Here is a 24,761-nt window from a genome sequence, read left to right as displayed (position 1 = left end):
GTCGCCCGGAACCAAGGAGTCCAGCGTGACCATTTCCCATTCATGTTGATAAGCAGTCGGGGTCTTAAGCATGAACGTATTATGAACAAGCCTGCTGTTTTATGGGAGGGTTTGTCAGCAGTCTGAGCACCCGTTACTAACGGGTGCTTTTTTATTGTCCTTGGCAGCTTCCTGCTTTGGATACGAAGCCTTCAATTGCAAAGGCAGCGTAGCCTGGGAAGCGACTACAGACAGCTTAGAAGGACTTGCTTGGGCAGCCAGGCACCTTGCCCCAGGCATTGTTCGGACCGCAGTACTTGTTGCGAGCATCCCAGGAACAACTTGGGCGATCGAAAAAGCCTTTTTGGCTACAGGCATTCAACTCTTGCTGCAGTTGTGCCTGCCAGGCGCCGTTATTGTTGCCGGCCACTTGAATATCCTGTGGTGGCGGTGGTGGGGGCGTGCCTACATCTACCGGCTGGATAGGCTCGGAGCCGCCCAGGTTCACACGAGCAATCCCTTGCAACTCCCGGTTCTGCTCGGTCATGGCAATTTGAATGGCCTGCTCCAGCGAAATGGACGTGGTGGCCAAGGCAATAGGTGGCTTTTCTTCCGTCAGCGTAGACGTGTCAATTTCCCAAGCGATCGGTGTGGGTGCTTGTGGCACGCCCAGGCGACCATTGGGTAAAGGCTGCGGCGGTTGCGCGGTAAAGGGTTTGCCATCGGCATCGAGCGTAGGCAAGTCTGAGGGGTCAGGGGTGGTGACCGCCATGGACTTTTCAGGGCCGTGCGCGATTAGCCAGTTCCCCAGTTCCAGGCCGCCCCACACTGAAGCACCTGCGGCCAGCAGCAAGACAGCAATGATAAAACGCCAGGGCATAAGCGATGTCTCGGTTGAATCAGGGGCAATCCGGTCGGCCGGATGCGCGTAATTAAAAGAAAAGAGCCGTCATTGTAGCGAAATGTCGGCCCTGCTCTTGTGACAGAATTAGACGGCATCCCCGAAAACGTGTCCACCATGTTCACGTAATGCGTGGAATTCAATGCCTGGATTCAGCTCCTGAGCCACGCGCAACTGCGCAGGCGAGGTTGCTAAAAAGGCAATGGCCTCGACCACGTCGTAAGCAATATTGCCCGCGTTGGTCTCGATAAACTTCTTCATGTCCTTGGGGTCTTTGGCTGTTACCCAGCGAGCCATATTGAAGCGGCTGGACGACAGGCGCGCTTCCACACCGTACTCCGTTTTCAGGCGGTGGGCCACCACTTCAAACTGCAGTTGGCCAACCGCGCCCAGCAGCATCATGCCGCCTGCCATATGGGGACGGAACACCTGAATGGCGCCCTCTTCACCCAGCTGGGTCAGGCCGGTACGCAATTGCTTGGTGCGCAATGGGTCTTTGACCTCAATGGACTGGAACAGTTCGGGGGCGAAGAAAGGCAGCCCGGTAAATTGCAGGTTTTCGCCTTCGGTCAGCACATCACCCAATTGCAGGATGCCGTGGTTGGGCACACCGATAATGTCGCCAGCAAAGGCATCGTCCAGAAGTTCACGGCGTTGCGACAGGAAGGACACCACGTTATTGGGGCGGATTTCCTTGCCGGTACGCGACACTTTCAGTTTCATCCCGCGCTTGAAATGGCCGGAGCTGACGCGCACAAAGGCCACACGGTCGCGGTGGGCGGGGTCCATATTGGCTTGCACCTTGAACACCACACCACTGAACTTGGGCTCATCGGGCTGTACTTCGCGCTGCAAGGCGGCGCGTGGGCCAGGAGCAGGCGCCAGGTCAACCAGTGCGTCCAGCACTTCCTGCACACCGAAGTTATTGATGGCCGAACCAAAGAACACAGGAGTTTGCTTGCCTTGCAAGAACAGGTCCAGGTCGAATTCGGGCGCTGCAGCATTGAGCAGCTCGATTTCTTCCTGAGCCTTTGCAAAGGGCTCGCCAAAGCGTTCGGCAATCACAGGGTTGTCCAGGCCGGGGATGATTTCATCCTCGCCATGACGTTCCTGACCGGGCTTGAACACACGCATGTGATTGGCGCGCAGATTGAACACACCGCCAAAGCGACGTGCCATCCCGATAGGCCAGGAAAACGGCACCACTTCCATGCCCAGGTGCGATTCGATTTCCGACAGTACATCCAGCGGCTCTTGAACTTCGCGGTCCAGCTTGTTCACGAAAGTGATGATGGGCGTATTGCGGGCCCGGCACACTTGCAAGAGGCGAATGGTTTGCGGTTCCACACCGTTGGCCGCGTCAATCACCATCAAGGCGGCGTCCACGGCGGTCAGCACACGGTAGGTGTCTTCGGAGAAGTCCTGGTGACCGGGGGTGTCCAGCAAGTTGATGACGCAGTCGCGGTATTCCATCTGCATGACCGAGGAGGCCACCGAAATACCACGTTGCTTTTCAATTTCCATCCAGTCCGAGGAGGCGTGACGGCTGGCTTTACGAGCCTTGACGCTACCTGCAATCTGAATCGCACCCGCGAACAGCAGCAGTTTTTCTGTCAGTGTGGTCTTACCCGCGTCAGGGTGAGAAATAATGGCAAAGGTGCGGCGTTTCTTGACTTCAGAGCGTATGTCACCGGACGACATTGAAAATCCTTGTGGCAGCGCCAGTCTGGCGCGTGGAAAACAGTGAGCGAATTATCCGTAAAGCAGGGCTTGGGGGCAAGCTGATGCGTGCACAAGGCTAACGCGACACGCTGGCCAATACCGTCCCTGCCAGAATAAATAGCGAACCGAACACGCGGTTCAGCAGCCGTACATGGCTGGCCTGACGCAGCAAATGCAACATGCGAGCGGCCAGCGACGTGTAGCAACCCATGGCCACCAGATCCGTAAAGCACAGGGTCATGGCGATCAGCAGGTATTGCAGCGGCATGGGCCGGCTCAAGTCCAGAAACTGGGGCATGATGGCCAGCAGAAACACCAGACCCTTGGGGTTGGTGATATTGATCAGGCAACCACGAATCAATAAATCGCGAATGCGAAAGTCGCTGGGTTCCTGACCTGTGACCTGCACCGGCATGGCGTCGGTGCGCAATTGCTTCCAGCCCAGATAAATCAGGTAGGCTGCACCCAGCCATTTGAGCGTGGTGAACGCCAGTTCCGAGCGCGCCAGGACTTGTCCCAGCCCCAGGCTGATGATGAATATCTGGATCATGATCCCGATATTCAGGCCAATTGCCATCCAGTAGCCACGCTTGAAGCCGTATTTCAGGCCGGAGGACATGGAGGAAATTGCACCTGGGCCAGGTGAAAACGAAATAACCCAGGAAGCCGCAAAAAAGGCGAGCCAGGTGCTCAGTGCCATGGTGTGCTCGGTTCAAAGGCGGGCGCTGTGCCCGCCTTTGGCAGGCACAGCCCCTTTTCAGGGTTTAGGCTTTGGCTTGGGCAGAACTGCGGTTGCTGCGGTTCGGGCCGCGGCTGTCCTGACGGCCACCGGGGCGACCTTGGCCAGCACGGGCTGCGCCACCACCTGCACCGCCAGGAGCGGCGCTGCGACGTGGGCGGTTGTCGTTGCCAGGACGGCGTGGACGGCTCTCGCCATTGCCACCACGGCCTTCAGCGGAGCGACCTTGGCCACCACCGTTGGGGCGACGGGCGCCAGGAGCACGAGCGCCAGGGGCGCTGTTGAAGCGGCGCTCTGCGTAGGTGTCTTCCTTGGCTTCTTCAGCCAGAGCAGCGCGCGAAGGAGGCGTCCAGCCTTCCACCACGATGCGCTCGATAGGATTGCGGGTCATGCGCTCGATCTGCTTGAGCAAACGCATTTCGCTGCGATCCACCAGCGACAGGGCCACGCCTTCGCTACCGGCACGGCCAGTACGGCCAATACGGTGAACGTAGTCTTCAGGCACGTTAGGCAGTTCGAAGTTGACCACGTAAGGCAGTTGATCGATGTCCAGACCGCGAGCGGCAATGTCGGTAGCAACCAGCACCACAACCTTGCCGTTCTTGAAGCCGGCCAGCGCACGGGTACGAGCCGCTTGGCTCTTGTTGCCGTGCAGGGCTTCGGCAGCCATACCGTCCTTGGACAGTTTTTCAGCCAAGCGGTTGGCGCCGTGCTTGGTGCGGCAGAACACCAGAACTTGGTTCCAGCCGCTTTCACGGATGATGTGGCTCAGCAGGTCACGCTTGTGTGCCTGGTCAGCCAGAATCACTTGCTGGGTAATCAGTTCGTTGGTGGTGTTGCGGGCAGCAACGGCCACTTCGTCAGGGTTGTTCAGCGAACCACGGGCCAGTTCACGGATTTCGTCCGAGAAAGTCGCCGAGAACAGCAGAGTCTGACGATCAACTGGCATCAGGCTGATGATCTTGCGAATGTCGCGGATAAAGCCCATGTCCAGCATGCGGTCGGCTTCGTCCAGGACCAGGATTTCCACGCCGGTCAGGTCCACCGTGCGTTGACGCACGTGGTCCAGCAAACGGCCGGGAGTGGCTACCAGAATGTCCAGTGGCTTGCGCAGCGCATGGAACTGGGGGTTGATGTTCACGCCACCAAACATGACCATCGAGCGCAGACGGGTGTGCTGGCTGTACAAACGTACCGATTCTTCAACCTGGGCGGCCAGTTCACGGGTAGGGGCCAGGATCAGCGCACGTGGGCGGCCTGGTTTGCGGTTTTGCTGAGGGTTGTTCAGCAGACGGTGCAAGATAGGCAGGGTAAAGCCTGCGGTCTTGCCAGTGCCGGTTTGAGCGGCAGCCAACAGGTCGCCACCTTCAATGACCTTGGGGATGGCCTGGGCTTGAATAGGGGTGGGGTGGGTATAGCCTGCGTCGGTTACAGCACGCAACAGAGGTTCTGCCAGCTCAAGAGAGGCAAAAGTGATTTGAGAGTCCAAGAATTTTCCAGTGACTAGCCCAAAAGCCCTCTTTGGGGCCCTACCAATCCAGGCTAAGGTGTTTTGTTATGGCGACAATGCCACGGCAGGGGCAAGAACGCCGCCTGCTGCAAGAGGCGCAGTGATTGGTGCGCTGCGCAATCTGCCATTATAGCGTGAAATTAGTAAAAATCCTCATTGACCATCTTGTATCATTTTGAGCGGTAGCGTTAAAACAACCTGCTTCAAACGTAAACGGTCAGGCGGATTGTCTCGCCGGATTTGACAGAAATTGTTAAGCGCCGCCATAGACGTACTTGTTATGCTGCTGTACGCGGTTTACGCTTGGCGTGCACGCACCGCCGGGCTCGGTTTGGCATGTGCCCGAGCGAATGGGTCCAAACCCGTTTTTGTTGTTTATCTGCTTATTTTTGCAGGAAAAAATCATGACATCATGGATACGATGGGTCTTTATCAGCAGCGTGGCGGTTTTGCTGTCTGGTTGTGGGTATAACGAGATCCAGCGCCTGGACGAGCAGGTCAAGGCCGCTTGGTCGCAAACCTTGAATCAATACGAGCGCCGCGCTGAACTGGTGCCCAAGCTGGTCAGCTCGGTCAATGCCTATATGGTTAACGAACGCGCCGTGCTCACGCAGGTAACCGAGGCGCGCGCCAAGGTCGGCACCATTCAGATGAAAGTGGATGATCTGGACAACCCCGAAGTGATGGCACGCTTTCAGGAAGCCCAGAACCAGTTGTCCTCGGCGCTGTCACGCCTGATCGCCGTGTCGGAAAACTACCCGCAACTGAAAAGCGACGGCCTGTTCCGCGACTTGATGACGCAGCTGGAAGGTACGGAAAACCGGATCGCCACCGAGCGCGGCCGTTATGTGCAGACTGTGCAGGAATACAACCTGTTCATCCGTCAGTTCCCTACCCTGATTACCGCCAAACTGTTTGGCTACAAGGTCAAGGAAAACTACGGCGTGGATCGTCAAAGCGAAATCACGCGTGACCCCGAGGTCAAGTTTGATATCCCTGCGACTCCCGCTCCTGCCGGGTCTTGATTAATTCTGGAGGTGGCACCATGAACGTGCACGATCTTGCACTGACTGCTGGGCCTGGGTCTGCACGTTCTGGCAGGCTGGCGTGGGCCTGTGGCTTGTTGATGGCACTGCTGTTTTTGTGCTGGCCCTGGGCACAAGCGCAGGCCAAACCTGAACCTGTTCCCGCTATTGCGGGGTGGGTGACGGATACCACGGGTACGCTTAGCCCGGATCAGAAAGACGCCCTGAACCAGCAGCTCAAAGCCGTGGAGCAGGAAAAGGGCGCACAAGTCGTGATCCTGATGGTGCCCACCACGGGCGAAGAAACCATCGAACAGTACGCCCTGCGTGTTTTTGATCAGTGGGAAATTGGCCGCAAGAAAGTGGACGATGGCATCTTGCTGCTGGTGGCCAAGGATGATCGCCGCATGCGTATTCAGACCGGCTATGGCCTGGAAGGCGCGGTGACGGACTTGCAGGCGGGCCGCATCATCCGCGAACAGATGACGCCTCGCTTTATCGAAGGCAATTTCTACGCCGGTATCCAGGCCGCGGCCGATAGTCTGGTGGGTCTGGTCAACGGCGAAGAGCTTCCCCCTCCTCCTAAAAATGCACCTGTCACCTCATCGGGTGAAGAAGGCGTGTTCTGGGAGCCTTTGCTGGCTGTAGGCGCAATTGTATTTTTTGCTTCGCCGTTGTTTGCTGCCTTTGCCGCCGGGGTGTTCACGCTGGTGGTATCGGGCAGCATTGGCTTGGCCCTGTTGGCCGCTGTTGTCGGTGCAGGATTGAGCATGATTGGTCGACTCTTCGGGGCAGGTGGCAAGTCCAGCTCCGGGCGCGCCTCACGCCGTGGTGGCGTCATTGGTGGCCTGGGCGGTTATTCCTCCGGCGGGTTTGGCGGGAATGGCGGCAGCAGCGGCGGTGGCTTCGGCGGTTTTGGCGGAGGCAGCGGCGGTGGCGGCGGCGGTAGCGGAGGCGGTGGCGCTTCCGGTAGTTGGTAAGGCCACAGGAGAGCGATATGAATGTGAATTGGAAAGAACTCTCGGGCTGGGCATCGGTACACGGGCAATGGCTGCGCCGTCGATATTTCAATGCCGAAATGCTGGGCCATCTGGCCGAGCAGATTCGCAAGGGTGAAGAAAATCATAGTGGCGAGCTGGTCGTGGCGATTGAAGCGGTTTTGCCCGCTCATGAGGCCGACAGCGCCCAGCGTGCGCTGGAGGTTTTCGGCCGTTTGCGCGTCTGGGATACGCCCTTGAACTCTGGCGTTCTGCTGTACCTGGCCCTGGGCCAGCGCCGTATCCATATCATTGCGGATCGGGGCATCAAGGCCGATCCGGCGCAATGGGCACAGATCTGTCAGCAACTGGAAAAAGACCTGGCCGCGCGCGAGTACCTGTCTGGCCTGCTGGCGGCTGTCAGTGCGATTGAAGCGGTCTTGCAGCAAGGAGCGCCATCCCAGGCGCCAGGCGCAACGCCGGCAAATGCCTTGCCTGACGAACCGGTATTGCTTTAAGAGATGGCCAGTGCCATGAAACCGTCTGAATCCGTCGGCTCCTGGCAGCAGCAAACTCTGGTGGAAGCCATACGTTTGCGCGAAACCCTGTGGGGGCCTGTTGAAGATCTGTCTGAATCGCGCCGCGCGCGGGCTGCGGGCGGGTCATTTGCACAACGCGTATCGGCCCGGGCCTTGGCGTTGGCACGGCGCGACGGGCTGGAACAAGCCTGGACGCGTTGGTGGCGTATTGCCCGCCTGCTGCTGATCGCCATGGCCGTGCTGGCCTTGCTGGCCGGTGCCGGGACCGCCGCTGGTGCGCTGGGCGATGGCAGTCGAGCCGTGAATGTAGTGACGGCTTTGGGTGCTTTACTGGGTCTGCACGCCCTGACCTTTATTTTCTGGCTGTTCAGCCTGGCCTGGTCGGGCAAAGGTGCAGGCACAGGCAGTTGGGCGGGGGATGCCTGGTGGTGGCTAAGTCGCCGCTTCGTCAAAGGCGATGCCAGTCTGGTTCCCCAGGCGTTTGCCGCCGTGCTGGCGCGCCGGGGCAGTCAATCCTGGCTGGCCGGTCTGATCAGCCATAGCTTGTGGGTGCTGGCCTTCTTGTCGGCCCTGAGCACCCTGCTGTTACTGCTGGCTTCACGCCGCTATCACTTCAATTGGGAAACCACGCTTTTGACGCCAGATACCTTTGTCTGGCTGGTTGAAGGCCTGGGCGCCCTGCCGTCCTTATTGGGCTTTGCCCTGCCCGATACCCTGACCATACGCAGCAGCGATGGCCTGCAAGTGTTGGACGCCCAGGCTCAGGCCTTGTGGTCCAGCTGGTTATTGGGCGCGGTGGTGACCTACGGTTTGCTGCCGCGTGTGCTGGCTTTGGCCTGGAGCCTGTGGCAATGGCGTAAACATACCGCTCGTTTAAGTCTGGATGACAGCCTGCCTGGCTTGGCAGAGCTGCGTCCGCGTTTGATGCCCGTTAGCGAACCGACAGGTGTGGATGAGTTGGCGTCGCCCGACAGAGTGGCTCGTATTCAAAGCCAGCCCAGCACGCCTTTGGTAGCCAATGCGCTGTGCGTGGTGGGGCTGGAGTTGCCGCCAGAACAGAGCTGGCCCCCTGCTTTCATGCAGGCGCAGATGCAGGATCTGGGCCGGGTGGACTCCCGGGCCGAGCGGCTGGATATTCTGGGACGCTTGCAGTCCGCAAGCCCCCGTCATTTGCTGATGGTGTGTGATGCCGCCCAGACGCCGGATCGCGGTGTGGTGGCAACGCTGGTTGAATGGGCACAATTGGCCCAGCAGTCCGATGTGTTGTTGCTGGACGAAGCCTTGGCCGACCCGGACCAGACACGCCGTCGCAGCTGGCATGAGCGCTTGGTGGCGGCAGGTTTTGCGCCAGGGCAGATTCACGATCAATGGCCTGATGACTTGTCTTTGAAGGAGCCATCATGAGTGCGGCGGCTTTGACCTTGGCGGTGGTGGGTCACACCAATACGGGCAAGACCTCTTTGCTGCGTACCCTGACGCGGGATACGGAGTTTGGGCAGGTCAGCAATAGTCCCGGCACCACACGGCATGTGGAAGGAGCCCGGCTGACGGTGGACGGCGAGGCCCTGGTGGAGCTGTTCGACACCCCCGGCCTGGAAGACAGCATGGCCTTGCTGGACTTCATGGATCAGCTAAGCCAGCCCGGTGAACGTATTGATGGGCCAGAGCGGATACGTCGTTTTCTGGAATCCCCGGCGGCACAGGGCCGGTTCGAGCAGGAAGCCCGTGTGCTGCGCAAGCTGCAATCCTGCGATGCGGGCCTGTATGTGGTGGATGCGCGCGATCCGGTCTTGAGCAAGCATAAGGACGAGCTGACCTTGCTGGCCTATAGCGGGCGACCTTTGCTGCCTGTGCTCAATTTCGTGCGTAGCCCACAGGCGCGGGTGCAGGAGTGGCGCAGTGCTCTGGCACGCTTGGGGCTGCATGCCTTGGCGGAGTTCGATACCGTGGCACCGGCTTTGGATGGCGAGGCGTTGTTGTACGACAAGCTTGCCGTGCTGCTGGAGACGCAGGCCGGAGTGTTGCAGCAGTTGAAAGTGGATTTGACGCAGCAGGCGGTATGGCGGCGTCGTGACGCCTTACGTCTATTGGCCGAGCTGCTCGTGGATGTGGCGGCCTGGCGGGTCAGTACACCCTCGGACAAGGAGTCCATGGAACTGGCCGCGCAGCAATTAAAGGAGCCGGTCTTGGCGCGCGAGGCCAAGAGTGTGCAGGCTTTGCTCAAGCGCTACAGCTTTGGCCGTCAGGATGTGGTGGCGGATTTGTTGCATTTTGACGGTGGTCGTTGGGGCATGGACTTGTTTGACCCCCAGGCCTTGAAGGAGTTTGGCGTGCAGTTGGGCAAGGGCGTGGCGGCCGGTGCCATGGCCGGCGCGACGCTGGATGTGATGACGGGCGGTCTGAGCCTGGGAACCGGGACTGTTCTGGGCGCCTTGGCAGGTGGTTTGTGGCAAGGCGCGGACAAGTGGGGCCAGCGTCTGATGGGCAAGTTGCGGGGCGAGACTGAGCTTAGCGTGGATGATGCCGTCTTGCGCTTGCTGGCCGTGCGGCAGCTAAGCTTGATTGCGGCTTTGGAGCGGCGCGGTCATGCCGCACAGACGCCGATTCGCCTGGGCGAGATTGATGCGGAGAATTTCGATCAGGCCTTGCAGCGGGAATTGAATGTCTGGCGGGCGCAAGGCCTGCCGGAGGAACTGGCGCAGGCAGGGATTCATCCGACCTGGTCTACTTTGCGCTCAGACTATGCGCCGGATTCGCGGCGTGAGGCGTGTGTGCAGAGTTTGGCGCAACGTTTGCTGGGGGCGCGTAACGCGCCTGGCGAGAATACTGTCGGGCAGCCGCAGGGATAGCCAGTCCCGGCTTATTTCTTTTCTTCTTTCATTAAGTGCGCATAACAAACCGGTGAGCTGGGCTCATTGCCGTCGTGCAGGCGGTCCTCTTCGATCAAAGCCTGGATCACAGCCTGTTTGAGCACCGTCAGGTACGAGGTTTGCGGGTCGTGGGTGGCGGTCAGCAATTGCAGTGCGCCTTTGCGAGCCAGCTTCATCAGGGGGAACAAGGCGTCGGGGTCGTGCTTCAGCTGTTCTTGATAGCGGTGCTGGAATTGCTCGGGGGAGATGTCACCGTTATGAAAAGCTTTGCGCAACTCGGTTGCCGGGCTGGCGTCGTGCAGCCACTGGATGTCGCCCAGTTCATCTTTGCTCAGGCCGCGTGGCCAAAGGCGGTCTGTGAGTACACGGGCCGTTTTGCCGGCAGGCTCATGGATGGCGTCGTATATACGACTTAAGGTGATCGTGTAGGGCATGACGGGCAGGCTGCGGTATGGCAGCCTTCCAGTAGTGTGTGGCCGAGGGGATGCTGCGGATTGCCAATCACATTAGCTGCAAGGCTGCTGTTTTGTATTTATACGGCGTTTTACGCTTTTTTGCTGACCAGGCCGTAGACAAAGAGAACGATGATGGCACCCACGATGGAGCCAATCCAGCCTGCGCCTTCACCGGGCACGTACCAACCCATGGCTTGTCCCAGATAGCCTGCGACAAAGGCACCCACAATACCCAGGATGGTGGTCATTATCCATCCCATTTTTTGATCGCCAGGCATGATGGCTCGTGCCAGCAAACCGACGATAAAGCCCACAATAATCATGGAGATAATACCCATCGTGCTACTCCTGTTCTGTGTTTGCCGGTCTGGGATTCGGACCGCTCTGCCTATCTTAGGTATGGAGTTTTTAGGCGTCTATCGTTTTGCGTTTTTGAAACAGTTAAAAACGTCAGGTTTTGTAAATGGATGGCCTTGTAATTCGCTTTTCTATGTCGTGTGATAGATCCCGGTTCCTGGGCTCGGTCTAGCCCAGCAAGGCGGGTGTGCGTTTTTGCACCCACTGCGTGGCCTGCTCATACGCGTAGGACAGTTGCAGCACCGCCATATCGGCCTGGACAGGACCCATGATCTGCAAGCCCATGGGCAGCCCGGCCGCATTAAAGCCTGCAGGCACGTTCATGACGGGCAGGCCTGCCAGGGAGCCGCCAATTACGATTTCCATCCAGCGGTGGTAGGTGTCCATTTTGCGTCCGGCGATTTCGCCAGGCCAGTGGGTGGTGCCCGCAAAGGGGAAAACCTGGGCGGTGGGCAATACCAGATAGTCGTAGGTCTGGAACAGCTTGCGCAGGGCTTCGTACCATTTGCTGCGATTGATGGAGGCCTGGTAGACCTGGGCGCCGCTCAGGTTCAGCCCGCCGGCCACTTCCCAGATGGCTTCGGGCTTCATCTTTTCGCGTAGCTCGGGTTTGGCGTACAGGCCCTGTGCGCTTCCGGCGACGGTGAAGTGGCGCAGTGTCAGCCAGGTTTGCCACAGCTGTTCCATGGAATAGTCGGGCTGGGCCGCTTCGACGGTGCAGCCTATGGCCTCAAAGCTCTTCAAGGCGCTTTGGCACAGGTCCATGATGCCGGCTTCCATAGGCAGGTAACCGTTGTAGTCGCCCAGCCAGCCGATGCGGGTCCCCTTGAAGTCGCGTTGCAGTCTGCCGGCGAATTGTTGTGGGTCTTGGCTGATGCTAAGCGGGCTGCGGGCATCGAACCCGGCCTGGGTGGACAGCAGCATGGCCAGGTCGGACACGGTACGGCCCATGGGGCCTTCGTAGCCCATCTGCTGAAAGAACACTTCAGAGGTCGGGCCATAGGGCACGCGGCCTTGGGAGGGGCGAAAGCCGTAGACGTTGTTGAAGGCACCGGGGTTGCGCAGGGAGCCCATCATGTCGCTACCGTCAGCCACGGGCAGCATGCGGGTCGCCAGGGCGACGGCGGCCCCGCCGCTGCTGCCGCCAGCACACAGATCGGGCTGGTAAGCGTTGCCGGTAGTGCCAAAAACGGCGTTGTAGGTGTGCGATCCCAGGCCAAATTCCGGGGTATTGGTTTTACCGATCAGAATGGCGCCAGATTGCCGTACCCGCTCCACAACAATGGCGTCTTGTTTGGGCAGATAGTCCTTGAAAATCGGTGAGCCGCTAGTGGTGACGATATCGACCGTTGCCGCCAGATCTTTGGGGGCTTGAGGCATACCGTGCATCCAGCCCATGTACTGGCCCGCCTTCAGTTGCTGATCGCGTTTGTCTGCCTGGGCCAGCAATCCGCTGCGCTCTTGCAGGGAGACGATGGCGTTGACCTTGGGGTTCACACGGTCGATATGGTCCAGATAGGCCACCATCACTTCGTGGCAGGAGACCTGGCGTTGGGCAATCCAGCCCGACAGAGTCAGCGCATCAGCCATGATGATGTCCTGGGCCGTGCCCGGACCGGGGGCCGTTTTTGCGAAGGCCTGGCGTCCCAGGGAAGGGGCCATGCCCGCCAGCGATAGCAGTCCGGTGGTTTTCAAAAAGCGGCGGCGCGCGTCCAGGGGTGCCGAGGTATCGGTCATGTTTGTCTCCCGTTTTTTTGTCAGGCCATCCAAGTGGCTAGGCCATTCTATGCAGGTACAATGCGCGGCTCAAACGCCAAAAAATCATCAAGTTGATGCGGTCTGTGCATAAGCCAGTTCAAGCGTCAGCAAGGGGACAAGCATGGACTTTCGCAAGCTGCGGCACTTTGTGGCCGTTTGCGAACACGGTACCTTTCATCGGGCCGCGCAAGCCGTCCATTTAAGCCAGTCCGCCTTGAGCCGGAGCATCCAGGCTCTGGAGCAGGAACTGGGCGTGCCGCTGTTCGATCGCAGCAGTCAGCGCATTTTTTTGACGCCTTATGGTCGGGTTCTGCTGGAGCGTGCCCACCGGGTGTTGCAGGAAGGCCGCGCCTTGCAGCGCGAGCTGGCCCTGCTTCAGGGCGAAGACGCAGGCAGCCTGCGCTTAGGGTTAAGCTCTACACCCGCAGCGGTCTTGCTGCATCCGTGCATGGTGGCGCTGCTGGACGAATATCCGCGCTTGCGCGTGGATGCCGTGATTGGCCGCACGCTGGAACTGATCCAGGGCCTGCGCCGCGAACGCTACGATATGGTGGTGCTGGACGTCAGCGCGGTAACTGACGTGCGTGGTCTGGATATTGAGTATCTGCCCGCCATGCAAGGCGATATGCTGGTTCGCCAGGGACACCCGCTCTTGCAGCAGGAGTCGCTGGATTTTGCGGCGATCTGCCAGTATCCCGTGGCCTGCTCCGTGATCAGTGATGATTTGACCGACCGCCTGATTGCCGAGTTTGGTGCGCAGGGTCATCCCGACAGCTTTGTACGCTTTTGTTGTGATAGCTTCAGCATTCAGCGCGACGTGGTGCTGGACAGCGATATGGTCTTGATGAGTGTGCTGGCGGCAGTACGGCGCGATATTGAGGTCGGTGATCTGGTGCCGCTTGGCCTGTTTTCTTCGTCCTTGTCCGGGCACTATGCCCTGGTGCGCTTGTCGGGCCGCACGCAATTGCCGGCCCTGGATATTGTTTACGATCTGGCGCGTCGCCTGTGCAGGGCCTAGGCTGCACGCTACGCTTTCTGAACTGCCTTGTTTGAGGGTTTGCCGATGACGATTCCCTTGCCCATTCTGGACTTGCAACAGTCAGGTGCCGAACACTCTTTTCGTGCGTTCATCGGCTGGTGGCCAGACGCACAAACCCGCGCTTGGCTGGCGGAGCAGGCGCAGCACGCACAGGCGATGTATGGCGGTCGGCTGATGCAGCCTGATCACTTTCACTTAACACTGGCGTTTCTGGATGGCAGCCGCGTGTCTGATTTGCGGACCTTGGCGACACAGATGGCGCAATGGGCAGTGCCGCCGATCACGCTGGACCTGACGATACGGGATGTGTTCGAGAAGCCTCAGGTGGTGTGGGCCGGGCCGGACGAGTCGCAAACTCAAGCACTGGCGGCCTTGCAGCAGTGGCATGATGAGATTTGGGCCAAGCTGACTGCCCTGGGCTGGACGCAGCCACCGCGTCGTTTTCGCCCTCATGTGTCCTTGCTGCGCCATGCACGGATCACTGCCGATCAACCACATTGCCATCCTTTGCCTAGGCAGCCGTTTGTAGGTGATGGCGTGGGCCTGATCGTTTCCGTCCCCGGTGAGCAGCGTAGCCAATATCATCTGGCCGCCATGATGAAGCCTGAAAGGACAGGTGCATGAATATCCGTTTTTTAGAGACCTTTATCTGGATTGCCCGTCTGGGCAGTTTCCGTGCGGCAGCGAACAAACAGCATCTGACGCAGGCTGCTGTTTCAGGACGGATTGCCGCCTTGGAAAGCGAGTTTCAGAAAACCCTGTTTGAGCGCGGCCACCGCGACCTGCGCCTGACGCCGGCAGGCCGCAAACTGATGCAGTATGCCGAGCAGATGCTGGGCATGGAGCATGATTTGCGCGAAGCCCTGGCAGGCTCCAGCCGCTTGAGTGGCCGGGTGCGACTGGGCGTGGTCGAGTCCATTGTGCATACCTGGTTCAAGGAGCTGATTCGTCAGCTGCATGCGCTTTACCCCGAACTGGAAATTGAACTGACTGCCGAGTCCACCTTGCGCCTTCACGACCTGCTCAAGCGCGGCACCATTGATGTCGCCTTGCAGACCGACCCCATCATGGGAGATGGCATACGCAACCTGCCTATGGGCTCCATGCGCATGGGCTGGGTGTGCATGGCTGATGAATCCATGCCGGTACGGAGTGGCTTGCAGGAGCTGGTGCAGCGCTGGCCTTTGGTGACCTTCCCGCGCGGCTCCCAGCCGCATCTGGCGCTGGTGCAGCTGCTTGAACCCTTGCCTGTCGATCAGGCCCGGATTCACTACGTTTCTTCAATTGCCGCCAGCACGCAATTGCTCGAAGCTCAACCTTGCATTGCGACTTTGCCCCTGGCGGCAGTCAGCCGTCAGCTGGACAGCGGCCTGTACCAGGAAATTGTGTGTGAGCATGCCTTGCCCGACTTGCGCCTGGTCGCCAGTTGGCGGCCCGATCCTTTAACGCAGACCGCCCAGGCGGTGATTGGAGTGGCTTTGGAGCGTATGCACCATTTTGCGGCCGAGCATCCTGGGCTGGCTTTACCCCCGCCAGACACGCGTGTCTTCGCGATTTAGCGTTTGAGGGTTTTCCCCTTGCCTGCGCATGTGTACTGAGCGTGGGCTTGCTTGATAATCTATATACCGCGCCACTCGCTTGAACTGATCGCTTTTTCCTATTGCTCCAGGCTGAAATAAACCGTTTGGAATCCGCCCAGAAGCCGTTGGACACTCCCATAAAGAGTGTGCAATGACTTTGATTCAGGAGGCTTTCGTGTCTGCTACTTTTCGTACTGATCGTGATGCGCCGGGGGAGCTGTTCATTTGGACGGATATCGCCCCTGAGCATGAGCAGGATTTCAATCAATGGTATGAGCGCGAGCATATGGCTGAACGTGCCGCCATACCCGGCTTTCAATGGTCGCGCCGTTATGTGCGCCAAGGTGCCGGGCGCAAGTACCTGGCCTTGTACCGTACCGAGTCCCTGCGCGTCTTTGGCACCGCAGAATATAAAAAGGCTTTTGAGCAGCAAACGGACTGGTCCAATACCAATTTTGCCCGCATGAGCAATACCCAGCGCCGCGTGATGGCGGTGTCTTTGCTGGGCGGTGCCGGTACGGGTGCCGTGGTCTTGCTGGTGCGTCTGCCTGAGCTGGCCCAACGGGAAGCCCTGGCGCGTCAATGCGCCGCCTACCTGGAACAGACCGATGGCCTGCTGGCCTTGCGCGTGCTGACTCCCGATCCCGAGTTGTCGACCCCTTTACCGTCCGAGGATGTGCAACAACGCAGCCTGGACCCCTACCTGGTGGCTGATCTGACCACCTTGAATGCTGCTCGTACCCTGGCTGCCCGCTTGCAGCAGGATCTGGGAGTGGCGACCAACGATGTATCCGAGTTTTCTTTGCTGTGGGATCTGCAGTCACGGGATCTGAATGCGGGCCGCTCATAAGGCGGCCATCACCTCAATTCTTGGGAGAAGCAACATCATGATCAAAAAACTACTTTCCATGGCTTGCGTTCTGGCTCTGGCTGGCACCGCGCAGGCGGCGACCAACTGGAACATGAGCACGGAGCAGCCTGATAACAACTTCCTGACGCAAAACGCGCGTGAGTTTGCGGCGGACATCAAGGCGGCCACCAACGGGGAACTGAATATCAACGTGCAATCGAACTCCGTGCTGCTCAAGCGCCCCGAGGTCAAGCGTGGTGTACAGCAAGGTGTGGTGCAGGCTGGTGAAATGCTGGTGGCGGCCATTGGCAACGAAGATCCTTTGTTCGAGGTCGATAGTGTGCCGTTCCTGGCCTCCTCCTTCGATCAGTCGGAAAAACTGTGGAAAGCTACTCGCCCCTTCCTGGCCGAGCGTTTGGACAAGCAGGGTATTGTGCTGGTCTATGGCTCGCCCTGGCCACCGCAAGGCATCTACACCAAAAAGCCGGTGGAACAGTTGTCTGATCTGGCCGGAGTCCGTTTCCGTGCCTACAGCCCAGCTACCAGCCGTTTGGTGTCCTTGATGGGGGCCGTGCCCACCACCGTGCAAACACCCGAAGTGCCGCAAGCTTTTTCCACCGGCATTATTGATGCCATGCTGACCTCGCCCGCCACGGGTGTGGATTCGCAGGCCTGGGACTATGTGAAGTACTACTACGACGCCCAGGTATTCATTCCACAAAGCTTTGTGATCATCAACAAACGTGCTTTCCAGCGACTGCCGGAGAACGTCCAGAAAGCGGTTCTGGAGGCGGGTGAACGTGCTGAACAACGTGGCTGGGCCATGTCGCGCGAGCAGACTTCCAAATTGACCCAGACCATGGCTGACAAGGGCATGGTCGTCGGCCAGTTAAGCGAGAAGCTGGCTGGCGAGCTTCATGCCATTGGCCAGACCATGACCGAAGAGTGGCTGAAAAAGGCCGGTGCCGACGGCCAGAAGCTGCTTGATACCTACCGTCAGCCCTAAACAAGGAGTGCGTCCATGATTGTGCTGGAGCGTATGGCCAGAGTATGCGGCGCACTGGCCGCACTCTTTCTATGTTTGATCGGGGTGGTGGTGACAGCGCAGATTGTGGCGCGCCTGTTTTCCATGCAAATCCCCGCTTCGGATGACTTTGCGGGCTGGTTTATGGCAGCGTCGATTTTTCTGGCGCTGCCCTACGCCATGTTGCATGGCGACCATATCCGTGTGTCCTTGTTGCTGCAGGTGATCCCGGAGCGTTTGCGACGTCCTTACGAGTTGTTGGCCACGCTGATCGGGGTTGTGCTGGCCGCCTGGTGTACCTGGGAAACTGCCCATTTTGTGTATGAGTCTTTCATTTACAAGGAAGTAGCGCAGGGCATGGTGGCGGTGCCGCTGTGGATTCCCCAGATCGGGATGCCCATTGGCTTGGGCTTGCTGACCTTGATGTTGTTGCGGCGTTTGCTGCGTGTGGTTCAGGGTCAAGAATTGGAGGCGACTGAACATGGCTGATTTATCTCAGGCAATTGTGCTGTTTGTTGTTCTGCTTGCCTTGCTGGCCAGTGGCGTGTGGGTGGCGCTGGTTCTGATCGCTTGCGGTATCTTGTCTATTTTTCTGTATGCCGACGCGCCTGCAGGCATTATTTTTGCGACCAAAGCCTGGGACTCCTCGGCCAGTTGGGCCTTGACGGCTTTGCCCCTGTTTATCTGGATGGGGGAGATTCTGTATCGAACGCGGCTGGCCGAAGACATGTTCAGCGGCCTGGGGCCGTGGGTGCAGCGTTTGCCGGGTCGTCTGGTACACGTCAATACCTTGGGTTGCGGCATTTTTGCCGCAGTCAGCGGTTCGTCGGCGGCCACGGCAGCCACAATTGGCCGTATTTCGCTGCCCGAACTGAAGGCGCGTGGTTATGACGACAGCATCAGTATTGGTTCTTTGGCGGGTGCCGGCACCTTGGGCCTGCTGATCCCACCTTCCATTGTGATGATTGTGTATGCGGTCGCCGCACAGGTATCCATCATCCGCTTGTTCGTGGCAGGTGTGCTGCCCGGCATTTTGTTGATGTGCCTGTTCTCGGCCTATATCGCTTTCTGGTCCATTCGCCATCCGGATCGTGTGCCTCCGGCAACCGAGCAATTAAGCCTGGGTGAGAAGGTCCGACGCCTGCGTTTGCTGCTGCCTGTGGTCTTGTTGATCGTGGCGGTGATCGGGTCGATTTACGGGGGCATCGCCACAGCCACTGAAGCTGCTGTGCTGGGAGTGGTAGGCTCCCTGCTTATTGCGGGTGTGGGTGGTTCACTGAACTGGAAAACCTTTACCGCCAGCTTGTTGGGCGCGGCACGCACCTCGTGCATGATCTCCTTCATTCTGATCGGTGCCGCTTATTTGACCAGTGCCATGAGCTTTACCGGCCTGCCGGCGAATCTGGCAGCCTGGATCGGCTCCTTGGGCCTGAGTCAGTACGCGCTGATTGCAGTGCTGACGGTGTTCTTCATCATTCTGGGTGCATTCCTGGACGGTATCTCGATTGTGGTACTGACTACCTCGGTCTTGTTGCCAGCAGTGATCGCTGCGGGTATTGATCCAATCTGGTTCGGTGTCTACCTGATTTTGACAGTGGAAATGGCTCAGATCACTCCGCCTATTGGTTTTAACTTGTTCGTGATTCAGGGCATTACCGGGCGCAACCTGTTTGAACTGATGCGCATGGCGTTCCCGTTTTTCCTGTTGCTGGTTCTGGCGACAGCCCTGGTGACGATATTCCCGCAAATCGTCATGGTCTTGCCTAACGCCATGTAAGGGGGGCTGGAGATGGCAATTGCCTATGTAAGCTTGGGCTCGCAGCGCTACAAGGTGGAGCGCGCCTGGACACAGGCCGACATCAGCAGTATCACCAGTGTGGCGGTGCTGACTGATGGGCGTATCGCCGCCTTGTTGCGTCGCCCGGCCTGCGTGCTGGTGCTGGCACCGGATGGGCAGGTGTCAGCGCGCTGGTCCCTGGAGGATGTCTTGTGCCCGCACCATATCAGCGCCCGCCCGCAAGGCGGGGTGCTGGTCACGGACCTGGACGGACATCAGGTGCTGGCGCTGGACGCTCAAGGCCATGAGCAATGGCGTCTGGGCAAGCCTGAACAGCCACGCTGGCAAGAGCCGTTCAACCATCCTACCCATGCGGTCGAGTGTGGTGATGGCGGCTTGTGGGTTAGCGATGGCTACGGCAATACCGTGGTTCATCGCTTTGATCCGCAACGCCAATGGCTGGCTGCATTGGGGGCGCCGGGTTCCGGTCCCTTGCAGTTCAGCACGCCGCATATGCTGGCCTGTGCCGCCGACGGTTCGGTCTGGGTGGCGGACCGGGAAAACAATCGTGTGCAGCATCTGGATGCGCAAGGCCGTTATCTGGGCGAGCTGCGCCCCATGCACAAACCCATGGCCGTGGCCGTGCAAACAGATGGTTCGGTGCTGGTTAGCGACCAAACAGCCAGCCTGTCTTTATTCGACCCGGATTCAGGCACCCTGGTAGGCCGTTGCCGGGTGCAAGGTGTGTACGGACACGGCCTGTCCGCCGGTTTGGACGGACGCATTTATATAGCGGAAATGTTGCCGGATTGTTTGACCTGCTTACAGCCTGCTTAATTGTCCATAAAGCATGAAAAAGTAGTCGGCGCTATGGAAGCTCTCAGAGCAAATCCATTAGACTATGCGCATGAATACGTCCGTGCCTCTGTATGTTCGTACAGATTCCTCCGGCCAGCTGCAATTGCTAGGTGATTGGTCCTTGCGTCACTACGAAGCGCTGCAAAGCAGTTTGCGCTCGCTCAGTGACAAGCAGGGCCGTTGGTCTTTGGATTTCAGCGAACTGAAGTCCCTGGACACCACGGGTGCGCAAGTCCTGTGCGAATGGCTGGGTGCCGAGCGTGTGCAGGCCGCGCTGGACAGTGCGCAAGGCTTGTCCAAAGAGCGCCATCAACTATTGCAGACTGTTGCCAAGGCGATGAGCCGCATGGACCATGAGCAGTTGGTCCCGGCGCGCTGGGGCATTACGGATTTGTTCGAGCGCGTGGGCCTGTCCATGGTCCACATCTCGCGCAATGTGCGTGAGCTGCTGGGCTTTATCGGCCTGACGCTGGAAACCCTGATTCTGAATATGCTGCGGCCCAGCCAGTGGCGCGTCACCTCGATTGTGGCGCAGCTGGAAGAAACGGCCTTTAACGCCGTGCCTATCGTGGCTTTGCTGACTTTCCTGGTGGGCGCGGTGATCGCGTTTCTGGGGGCGACGGTGCTGGCGGACTTTGGTGCCACCATCTACACCGTGAACCTGGTCGGCTTTTCCTTTTTGCGTGAATTTGCGGTGCTCTTGACCGCCATCCTGATGGCAGGCCGCACCGCCAGTGCCTTTACCGCGCAGATCGGCTCCATGAAAGCGAACGAGGAAATCGATGCTTTGCGCGCCCAGGGCTTGAATCCCATGCTGATTCTGGTCATTCCGCGTGTATTGGCGATGCTGCTGGCCATGCCTATCTTGACCTTTGTGGGCATGGTGGCGGGGATTTTCGGTGGCGGGCTGGTCTGCGCCCTGATTCTGGATATTTCACCCACCATGTTCATCAATATCTTCAATCAGGATATTGATTTGCGGCACTTTGTGCTGGGCATGGCCAAGGCCCCGATCTTTGCCTTTTTGATTGCTGTGATTGGTTGCCAGGAGGGCTTTAAAGTCACCGGCAGCGCGCAGTCCGTGGGTGAGCACACGACCTCGGCGGTGGTGCAGTCCATTTTTATCGTGATCCTGATTGATGCGCTGGCTGCGCTGTTCTTCATGGAGATGGGATGGTAGACACCGCCGCTCGTCCCATTATTCAAGTACGTGACCTGGACAATCGCTTTGGCGATCACGTTGTGCACGAGCATCTGGATATGGATGTGTATCCTGGCGAGATCGTCGGTGTGGTGGGCGGCTCCGGTACGGGCAAGTCCGTGCTGCTGCGCTCCATTCTGGGATTGCGCCCGCCTACTGGCGGCACAGTCCGCATTTTTGATCAGGAAATTGGCACCCTGTCGCCCGAAGATCGTTCGCGGCTGGAGCGCCGCTTGGGCGTGCTGTTCCAGCAAGGCGCCTTGTTCTCCTCGCTGACGGTGGTGGAGAACATTGCCATGCCCTTGATCGAACATATTGGGCTGTCCCGCTCCGACGCTGAGCATATCGCCGCCATGAAGATGTCCCTGGCGGGCTTGCCGGCCAATGCGGCCACCAAATATCCGGCCGAGCTGTCCGGTGGCATGATCAAGCGTGCCGCCCTGGCACGTGCTCTGGCGCTGGACCCGGAAATCCTGTTTCTGGACGAACCCACTGCCGGCTTGGACCCGGTGGGCGCGGGTGATTTCGACCAGCTTATTTTGACCTTGCGCGATGCGCTGGGATTGACCGTGTTTCTGGTTACACACGATCTGGATACGCTCTACACCATTTGTGACCGAGTGGCCGTGCTGGCGGAAAAGCGCGTGCTGGTCAACGACACATTGGCGCGGGTAGAGCAAGTTGATAACGACTGGATCCGGGAATACTTCCACGGTCCACGGGGACGGGCCGCCGAACAGGCCCAACACCGTCGTCAGGAGCATAGTTAATGGAACCGCGTGCCCATCATGTATTGATCGGGGTCTTTACCTTGGTAGTGGCTGTGGCTGCTGTCCTGTTCTCGCTTTGGCTGGCCAAGGCGGGGCAAGATGCCGAGACCCGCGATTACGATATTGTCTTTCTGGAAGGTGTGCGGGGACTGTCTCGGGGCAGTGCCGTGCAATATAACGGCTTGCGCGTCGGTGAAGTGCGCCAGCTGCGCCTGGACCCGAACGACTTGCAGCGTGTGCGTGCGCAAGTGTCGATTCAGGCTTCCATCCCTATTCACGAAGACACCCAGGCTCGCTTGGCACTGGCTGGCATTACCGGGCAGTCCGTGATCGAACTTAGTGGTGGGACACCCAACAGCCCCTTGCTGGAAGCCACCGGCGATGGCCTGCCCATGATTGTGGCCTCGCCCTCCCCACTGGCTCAGTTGATGGCCGGGGGTGAAGAGCTGATGACACAAATTTCCAAGCTGCTGGATAACGCCAATACCTTCTTGTCGTCCGAGAACTCCCAATCCCTGTCGGCCAGCCTGCAAAAACTGGAAGTCTTGATGGGTCAGCTCTCGACCGCCAGCGAAGGCGTGCCCTCGTTGGTGAAAGAGCTGTCCCAGGCCAGCCAGCAAGCCACCACTTTGCTGTCTTCCACACAAGGTCTGGTAGACCGCCAGGGTACGCAGGCCATGAATGCCATCCAGAAATCCATGGAGGATTTCAGCCGTGCGACACAAAGCCTGAACAAGCTGCTGGAGCAAAATTCGGCAGCCATTGGCCGGGGTGCTCAGGGGCTGACCGAGATCGAACCCGCCTTGCGTGAATTGCGTCAGGTACTGGCCGGTTTCCGTGCCGTCACCTCTCGTCTGGAAGATAATCCAGCCGGCTACCTCTTGGGTCGCGACAAATTACAGGAGTTCACACCATGATGCCCACGGTTGTGCGTCGTTTCTTGCAGGTATCCCTAGTTGGTCTGGCCGTTTTGTCCACCGCCTGCTCGGTTCTGCCTCAGGCGGAGTCCCTGACTTATTATCAGCTTCCGGCCACTAAGCTGAAGGCCCAGCAAGCACCCGCTTCGCACAAGAATCTGATTATGCAGGTGAACCGGCCTCACGCCGAACGGTTGCTGGCCAGTTCACGCATCACGGTCCTGCCCCAAGGCAACGAACTGAGTGCCTACAAAGGCGTACGCTGGGGTGACGATGTGCCCGCCTTGTTGCGTAACCGTCTGGCCGATGCCTTGCGTGACTCGGCGCAGTTCCGGGCGGTGGTGCTGGATACCGAGTCCGTCATTGCTGATGTAGAGGTAGGCGGTACGCTGGGGGCCTTCCAGGTCGAATATATTCAGGGTGCCCCACGGGTACGGATTCAGTTTGATGCGTTAGTACGCGATCAGCGCTCGGGCCAGTTGATTCAGACCCGTCGTTTTGTCGCTCAGCAGGATGTTGTTGGCACAGCCGTGCCACAGGTGGTTGAGGCATTTGGGCTGGCTACGGATGCCTTGTCCTTGCAAGTTAGCCAATGGTTGGCTTCTTTAACTGTTCAGGCCCCTGCACCTTAATGACATGTATGAGTCACGCGATCAGCCCTTGATTTCGGGGTGGCAATTTACCAAGCGCTTATTGGCGCATGCCCTTATTGGTATTGTTTTCGTGGCCTTTTCCCTGATGCTGGGTGCGTTGGGCCATATGTGGTTTGAAGAGAATGTGCACTGGCACGATGCGGCCTTGAATGCGGCCATGATGGTCGGTGGGCTGGGGCCGATGGCCTTGCCTGAAACATGGGCTGGCAAGGTGTTCTTTGCCATTTATGGCGCATATATCAGTCTGGTACTGGCCGCGACTTTCGGTCTGATTATTGCCCCTGTGCTGCATAGAATTTTGCACACCTTCCATCTGGAAGACTAAGCAACAGAAAAAAGGCCCCACGCTACGCCTTTCGGTTTGCTGCCGCCCGAGGGGGCTTTTTATTGGCGGCACCGAGTCTTGAGACGGTCTGGCGGCAAAAAAGGCGCTGTGTTTTAGGCAGTTTCTTCAAAAGAGGGAGACCCCACCTTTTGGAACTGCTCAAAACACAGCGCCTTTTCTATTGCCTGGCTATGAATCAGCCTTGTACCCGTTCCTGCTCTAACTTGGCGATCAAAGCGGGTAGCTCGTCCATGCGGCGGAAGGTGTCACGTACGCCCAGGCTGCGCAATTCCTCTTCCTTGTCAGGAACCGGGCAGTAGCCCAGCACGGTTGCACCGGCGGCAAGACCTGCCGTGGCACCAGTCACGCTGTCCTCCACCACCAGGCAGTGTTTGGGGTCAACGCCTAGCCCTTGAGCAGCGGCCAGATAGACATCCGGGTATGGCTTGTTGCGGGGCGTTTCGGCGCCGCTATAGATATGGGTGCCAAAGTAGTCCAGCAGGCCGGTTTGGCCCAGTTGCAGCACCAGCTTGGCGCGGTCTGCGCCGGACGCGCAGGCAATCATGCCGGGCTTGTCGCGCAAGATGGCATCCAGCGTGCCCTGGATACCGGGAATAGCCATCACTTCATTGGTCAGCGCATGGTTGCGGCGCATGCGAAAGGCCATCACCCATTCCATATCCAGATCTTTACCCGTCATCTTGCGCACGGTGGGCAGTTCGTCGGGCAGGGCCTTGCCAATGAACCAGTCATAGCACTGCTCGTAAGTCATCACCCAGCCTTCCTCTTGCAACATGTCCCGCAGTACACGAACCGTGATTGGTTCGCTGTCTACCAGCACACCGTCGCAATCAAAGAGCACAGCGGAAAATGTCATGGGTAATACCTTTTAAGCCAACAAAACTTGAAGTCTGTGATGATACAGCAGGCTGCCC

26 protein-coding genes are annotated in these 24,761 nt (G+C 58.7%); 18 read left to right on the top strand and 8 right to left on the bottom strand.

Features of this window, described 5'->3' with window-relative positions:
- Window positions 1–235 precede the first annotated feature (235 nt).
- The 4 genes from KOE80_RS15935 to KOE80_RS15920 all read right to left on the bottom strand — a co-directional run bounded on the left by KOE80_RS15935 (window position 236) and on the right by KOE80_RS15920 (window position 4,830).
- Window positions 236–859 carry a hypothetical protein gene (locus KOE80_RS15935; protein WP_226349495.1) on the bottom strand — a complete coding sequence of 208 codons (624 nt, stop codon included), beginning with the start codon at window positions 857–859 and terminating at the stop codon, window positions 236–238.
- 108 nt (window positions 860–967) lie between these two features.
- Complete coding sequence (locus KOE80_RS15930) at window positions 968–2,581, bottom strand: peptide chain release factor 3 (protein WP_035268647.1); 1,614 nt, start codon at window positions 2,579–2,581, stop codon at window positions 968–970.
- Between the two features lie 97 nt (window positions 2,582–2,678).
- Window positions 2,679–3,302 (bottom strand): LysE family transporter, encoded by a 624-nt coding sequence (locus KOE80_RS15925; protein WP_042484727.1) that lies wholly within the window; start codon window positions 3,300–3,302, stop codon window positions 2,679–2,681.
- Window positions 3,303–3,366: 64 nt separating this feature from the next.
- On the bottom strand, window positions 3,367–4,830 hold the full coding sequence (locus KOE80_RS15920) for a DEAD/DEAH box helicase (protein ID WP_009460248.1): 1,464 nt from the start codon (window positions 4,828–4,830) through the stop codon (window positions 3,367–3,369).
- Between the two features lie 425 nt (window positions 4,831–5,255).
- On the opposite strand from KOE80_RS15920, the gene KOE80_RS15915 reads away from it, so the two are divergent.
- From KOE80_RS15915 to KOE80_RS15895, 5 genes are read left to right on the top strand one after another with little or no spacing between them, the layout of a single operon-like run.
- A complete protein-coding gene (locus tag KOE80_RS15915) occupies window positions 5,256–5,876 on the top strand; it encodes a LemA family protein (protein ID WP_042484724.1) in 621 nt (206 codons plus the stop codon).
- Between the two features lie 20 nt (window positions 5,877–5,896).
- Window positions 5,897–6,856: a TPM domain-containing protein gene (locus KOE80_RS15910; protein ID WP_080723751.1), complete on the top strand. Its 960-nt coding sequence runs from the start codon at window positions 5,897–5,899 to the stop codon at window positions 6,854–6,856.
- A 17-nt stretch (window positions 6,857–6,873) separates the two neighbouring features.
- Window positions 6,874–7,371, top strand: a complete 498-nt coding sequence (locus KOE80_RS15905; protein ID WP_042484721.1) for a TPM domain-containing protein — start codon at window positions 6,874–6,876, stop codon at window positions 7,369–7,371.
- Window positions 7,372–7,386: 15 nt separating this feature from the next.
- Window positions 7,387–8,796, top strand: coding sequence for a DUF2868 domain-containing protein (locus tag KOE80_RS15900; RefSeq protein ID WP_226349494.1), 1,410 nt, complete (start codon window positions 7,387–7,389; stop codon window positions 8,794–8,796).
- Window positions 8,793–10,241: a DUF3482 domain-containing protein gene (locus KOE80_RS15895; protein ID WP_226349493.1), complete on the top strand. Its 1,449-nt coding sequence runs from the start codon at window positions 8,793–8,795 to the stop codon at window positions 10,239–10,241. Before KOE80_RS15900 ends, KOE80_RS15895 begins: the two co-directional genes overlap by 4 nt.
- A gap of 11 nt (window positions 10,242–10,252) precedes the next feature.
- Here KOE80_RS15895 and KOE80_RS15890 read toward each other — a convergent pair whose 3' ends face one another.
- From KOE80_RS15890 to KOE80_RS15880, 3 genes are all read right to left on the bottom strand, one after another.
- Entirely contained in the window at window positions 10,253–10,696 is a 444-nt protein-coding gene (locus KOE80_RS15890) for a DUF488 domain-containing protein (RefSeq protein ID WP_063691025.1), read from the bottom strand.
- 110 nt (window positions 10,697–10,806) lie between these two features.
- A complete protein-coding gene (locus KOE80_RS15885) occupies window positions 10,807–11,055 on the bottom strand; it encodes a GlsB/YeaQ/YmgE family stress response membrane protein (protein WP_042484712.1) in 249 nt (82 codons plus the stop codon).
- Window positions 11,056–11,242: 187 nt separating this feature from the next.
- Entirely contained in the window at window positions 11,243–12,811 is a 1,569-nt protein-coding gene (locus KOE80_RS15880; protein ID WP_226349492.1) for an amidase, read from the bottom strand.
- A 142-nt stretch (window positions 12,812–12,953) separates the two neighbouring features.
- Here KOE80_RS15880 and KOE80_RS15875 point away from each other — a divergent pair, with 142 nt between their 5' ends.
- The 13 genes from KOE80_RS15875 to KOE80_RS15815 all read left to right on the top strand — a co-directional run bounded on the left by KOE80_RS15875 (window position 12,954) and on the right by KOE80_RS15815 (window position 23,826).
- Window positions 12,954–13,850, top strand: a complete 897-nt coding sequence (locus tag KOE80_RS15875; RefSeq protein WP_226349491.1) for a LysR family transcriptional regulator — start codon at window positions 12,954–12,956, stop codon at window positions 13,848–13,850.
- Window positions 13,851–13,895: 45 nt separating this feature from the next.
- A complete protein-coding gene (gene thpR / locus KOE80_RS15870; RefSeq protein WP_172400454.1) occupies window positions 13,896–14,495 on the top strand; it encodes an RNA 2',3'-cyclic phosphodiesterase in 600 nt (199 codons plus the stop codon).
- Window positions 14,492–15,430 (top strand): LysR family transcriptional regulator, encoded by a 939-nt coding sequence (locus tag KOE80_RS15865; protein WP_086069756.1) that lies wholly within the window; start codon window positions 14,492–14,494, stop codon window positions 15,428–15,430. The genes thpR and KOE80_RS15865 overlap by 4 nt, the downstream gene beginning before the upstream one ends.
- A gap of 196 nt (window positions 15,431–15,626) precedes the next feature.
- On the top strand, window positions 15,627–16,301 hold the full coding sequence (locus tag KOE80_RS15860) for a DUF4286 family protein (protein WP_042485238.1): 675 nt from the start codon (window positions 15,627–15,629) through the stop codon (window positions 16,299–16,301).
- Window positions 16,302–16,338: 37 nt separating this feature from the next.
- The gene (locus KOE80_RS15855) at window positions 16,339–17,307 is read left to right on the top strand and encodes a TRAP transporter substrate-binding protein (protein WP_035274876.1); all 969 of its coding nucleotides are present in this window, start codon (window positions 16,339–16,341) and stop codon (window positions 17,305–17,307) included.
- A gap of 15 nt (window positions 17,308–17,322) precedes the next feature.
- Complete coding sequence (locus KOE80_RS15850; RefSeq protein ID WP_045930558.1) at window positions 17,323–17,814, top strand: TRAP transporter small permease; 492 nt, start codon at window positions 17,323–17,325, stop codon at window positions 17,812–17,814.
- On the top strand, window positions 17,807–19,102 hold the full coding sequence (locus KOE80_RS15845; RefSeq protein ID WP_063691030.1) for a TRAP transporter large permease: 1,296 nt from the start codon (window positions 17,807–17,809) through the stop codon (window positions 19,100–19,102). Before KOE80_RS15850 ends, KOE80_RS15845 begins: the two co-directional genes overlap by 8 nt.
- A 12-nt stretch (window positions 19,103–19,114) precedes the next feature.
- Window positions 19,115–19,939 (top strand): PQQ-binding-like beta-propeller repeat protein, encoded by an 825-nt coding sequence (locus KOE80_RS15840; RefSeq protein ID WP_226349490.1) that lies wholly within the window; start codon window positions 19,115–19,117, stop codon window positions 19,937–19,939.
- A 64-nt stretch (window positions 19,940–20,003) separates the two neighbouring features.
- On the top strand, window positions 20,004–21,140 hold the full coding sequence (locus KOE80_RS15835) for an ABC transporter permease (RefSeq protein WP_009460199.1): 1,137 nt from the start codon (window positions 20,004–20,006) through the stop codon (window positions 21,138–21,140).
- Complete coding sequence (locus KOE80_RS15830; RefSeq protein ID WP_045930559.1) at window positions 21,134–21,931, top strand: ABC transporter ATP-binding protein; 798 nt, start codon at window positions 21,134–21,136, stop codon at window positions 21,929–21,931. The genes KOE80_RS15835 and KOE80_RS15830 overlap by 7 nt, the downstream gene beginning before the upstream one ends.
- On the top strand, window positions 21,931–22,848 hold the full coding sequence (locus KOE80_RS15825; protein WP_042484687.1) for an MlaD family protein: 918 nt from the start codon (window positions 21,931–21,933) through the stop codon (window positions 22,846–22,848). Before KOE80_RS15830 ends, KOE80_RS15825 begins: the two co-directional genes overlap by 1 nt.
- The gene (locus KOE80_RS15820) at window positions 22,845–23,480 is read left to right on the top strand and encodes an ABC-type transport auxiliary lipoprotein family protein (RefSeq protein ID WP_086069757.1); all 636 of its coding nucleotides are present in this window, start codon (window positions 22,845–22,847) and stop codon (window positions 23,478–23,480) included. Before KOE80_RS15825 ends, KOE80_RS15820 begins: the two co-directional genes overlap by 4 nt.
- Before the next feature lie 4 nt (window positions 23,481–23,484).
- On the top strand, window positions 23,485–23,826 hold the full coding sequence (locus KOE80_RS15815; RefSeq protein WP_042484679.1) for a hypothetical protein: 342 nt from the start codon (window positions 23,485–23,487) through the stop codon (window positions 23,824–23,826).
- Between the two features lie 196 nt (window positions 23,827–24,022).
- On the opposite strand, the gene KOE80_RS15810 is transcribed toward KOE80_RS15815, so the two are convergent.
- Window positions 24,023–24,703, bottom strand: a complete 681-nt coding sequence (locus KOE80_RS15810; protein ID WP_063691036.1) for an HAD family hydrolase — start codon at window positions 24,701–24,703, stop codon at window positions 24,023–24,025.
- Window positions 24,704–24,761: the final 58 nt, after the last annotated feature.

The organism is Alcaligenes sp. 13f (assembly GCF_020496585.1).
GTDB classification, from domain to species: Bacteria; Pseudomonadota; Gammaproteobacteria; order Burkholderiales; family Burkholderiaceae_B; genus Alcaligenes; species Alcaligenes phenolicus.
This window is presented reverse-complemented; position numbering and strand designations above follow the sequence as displayed.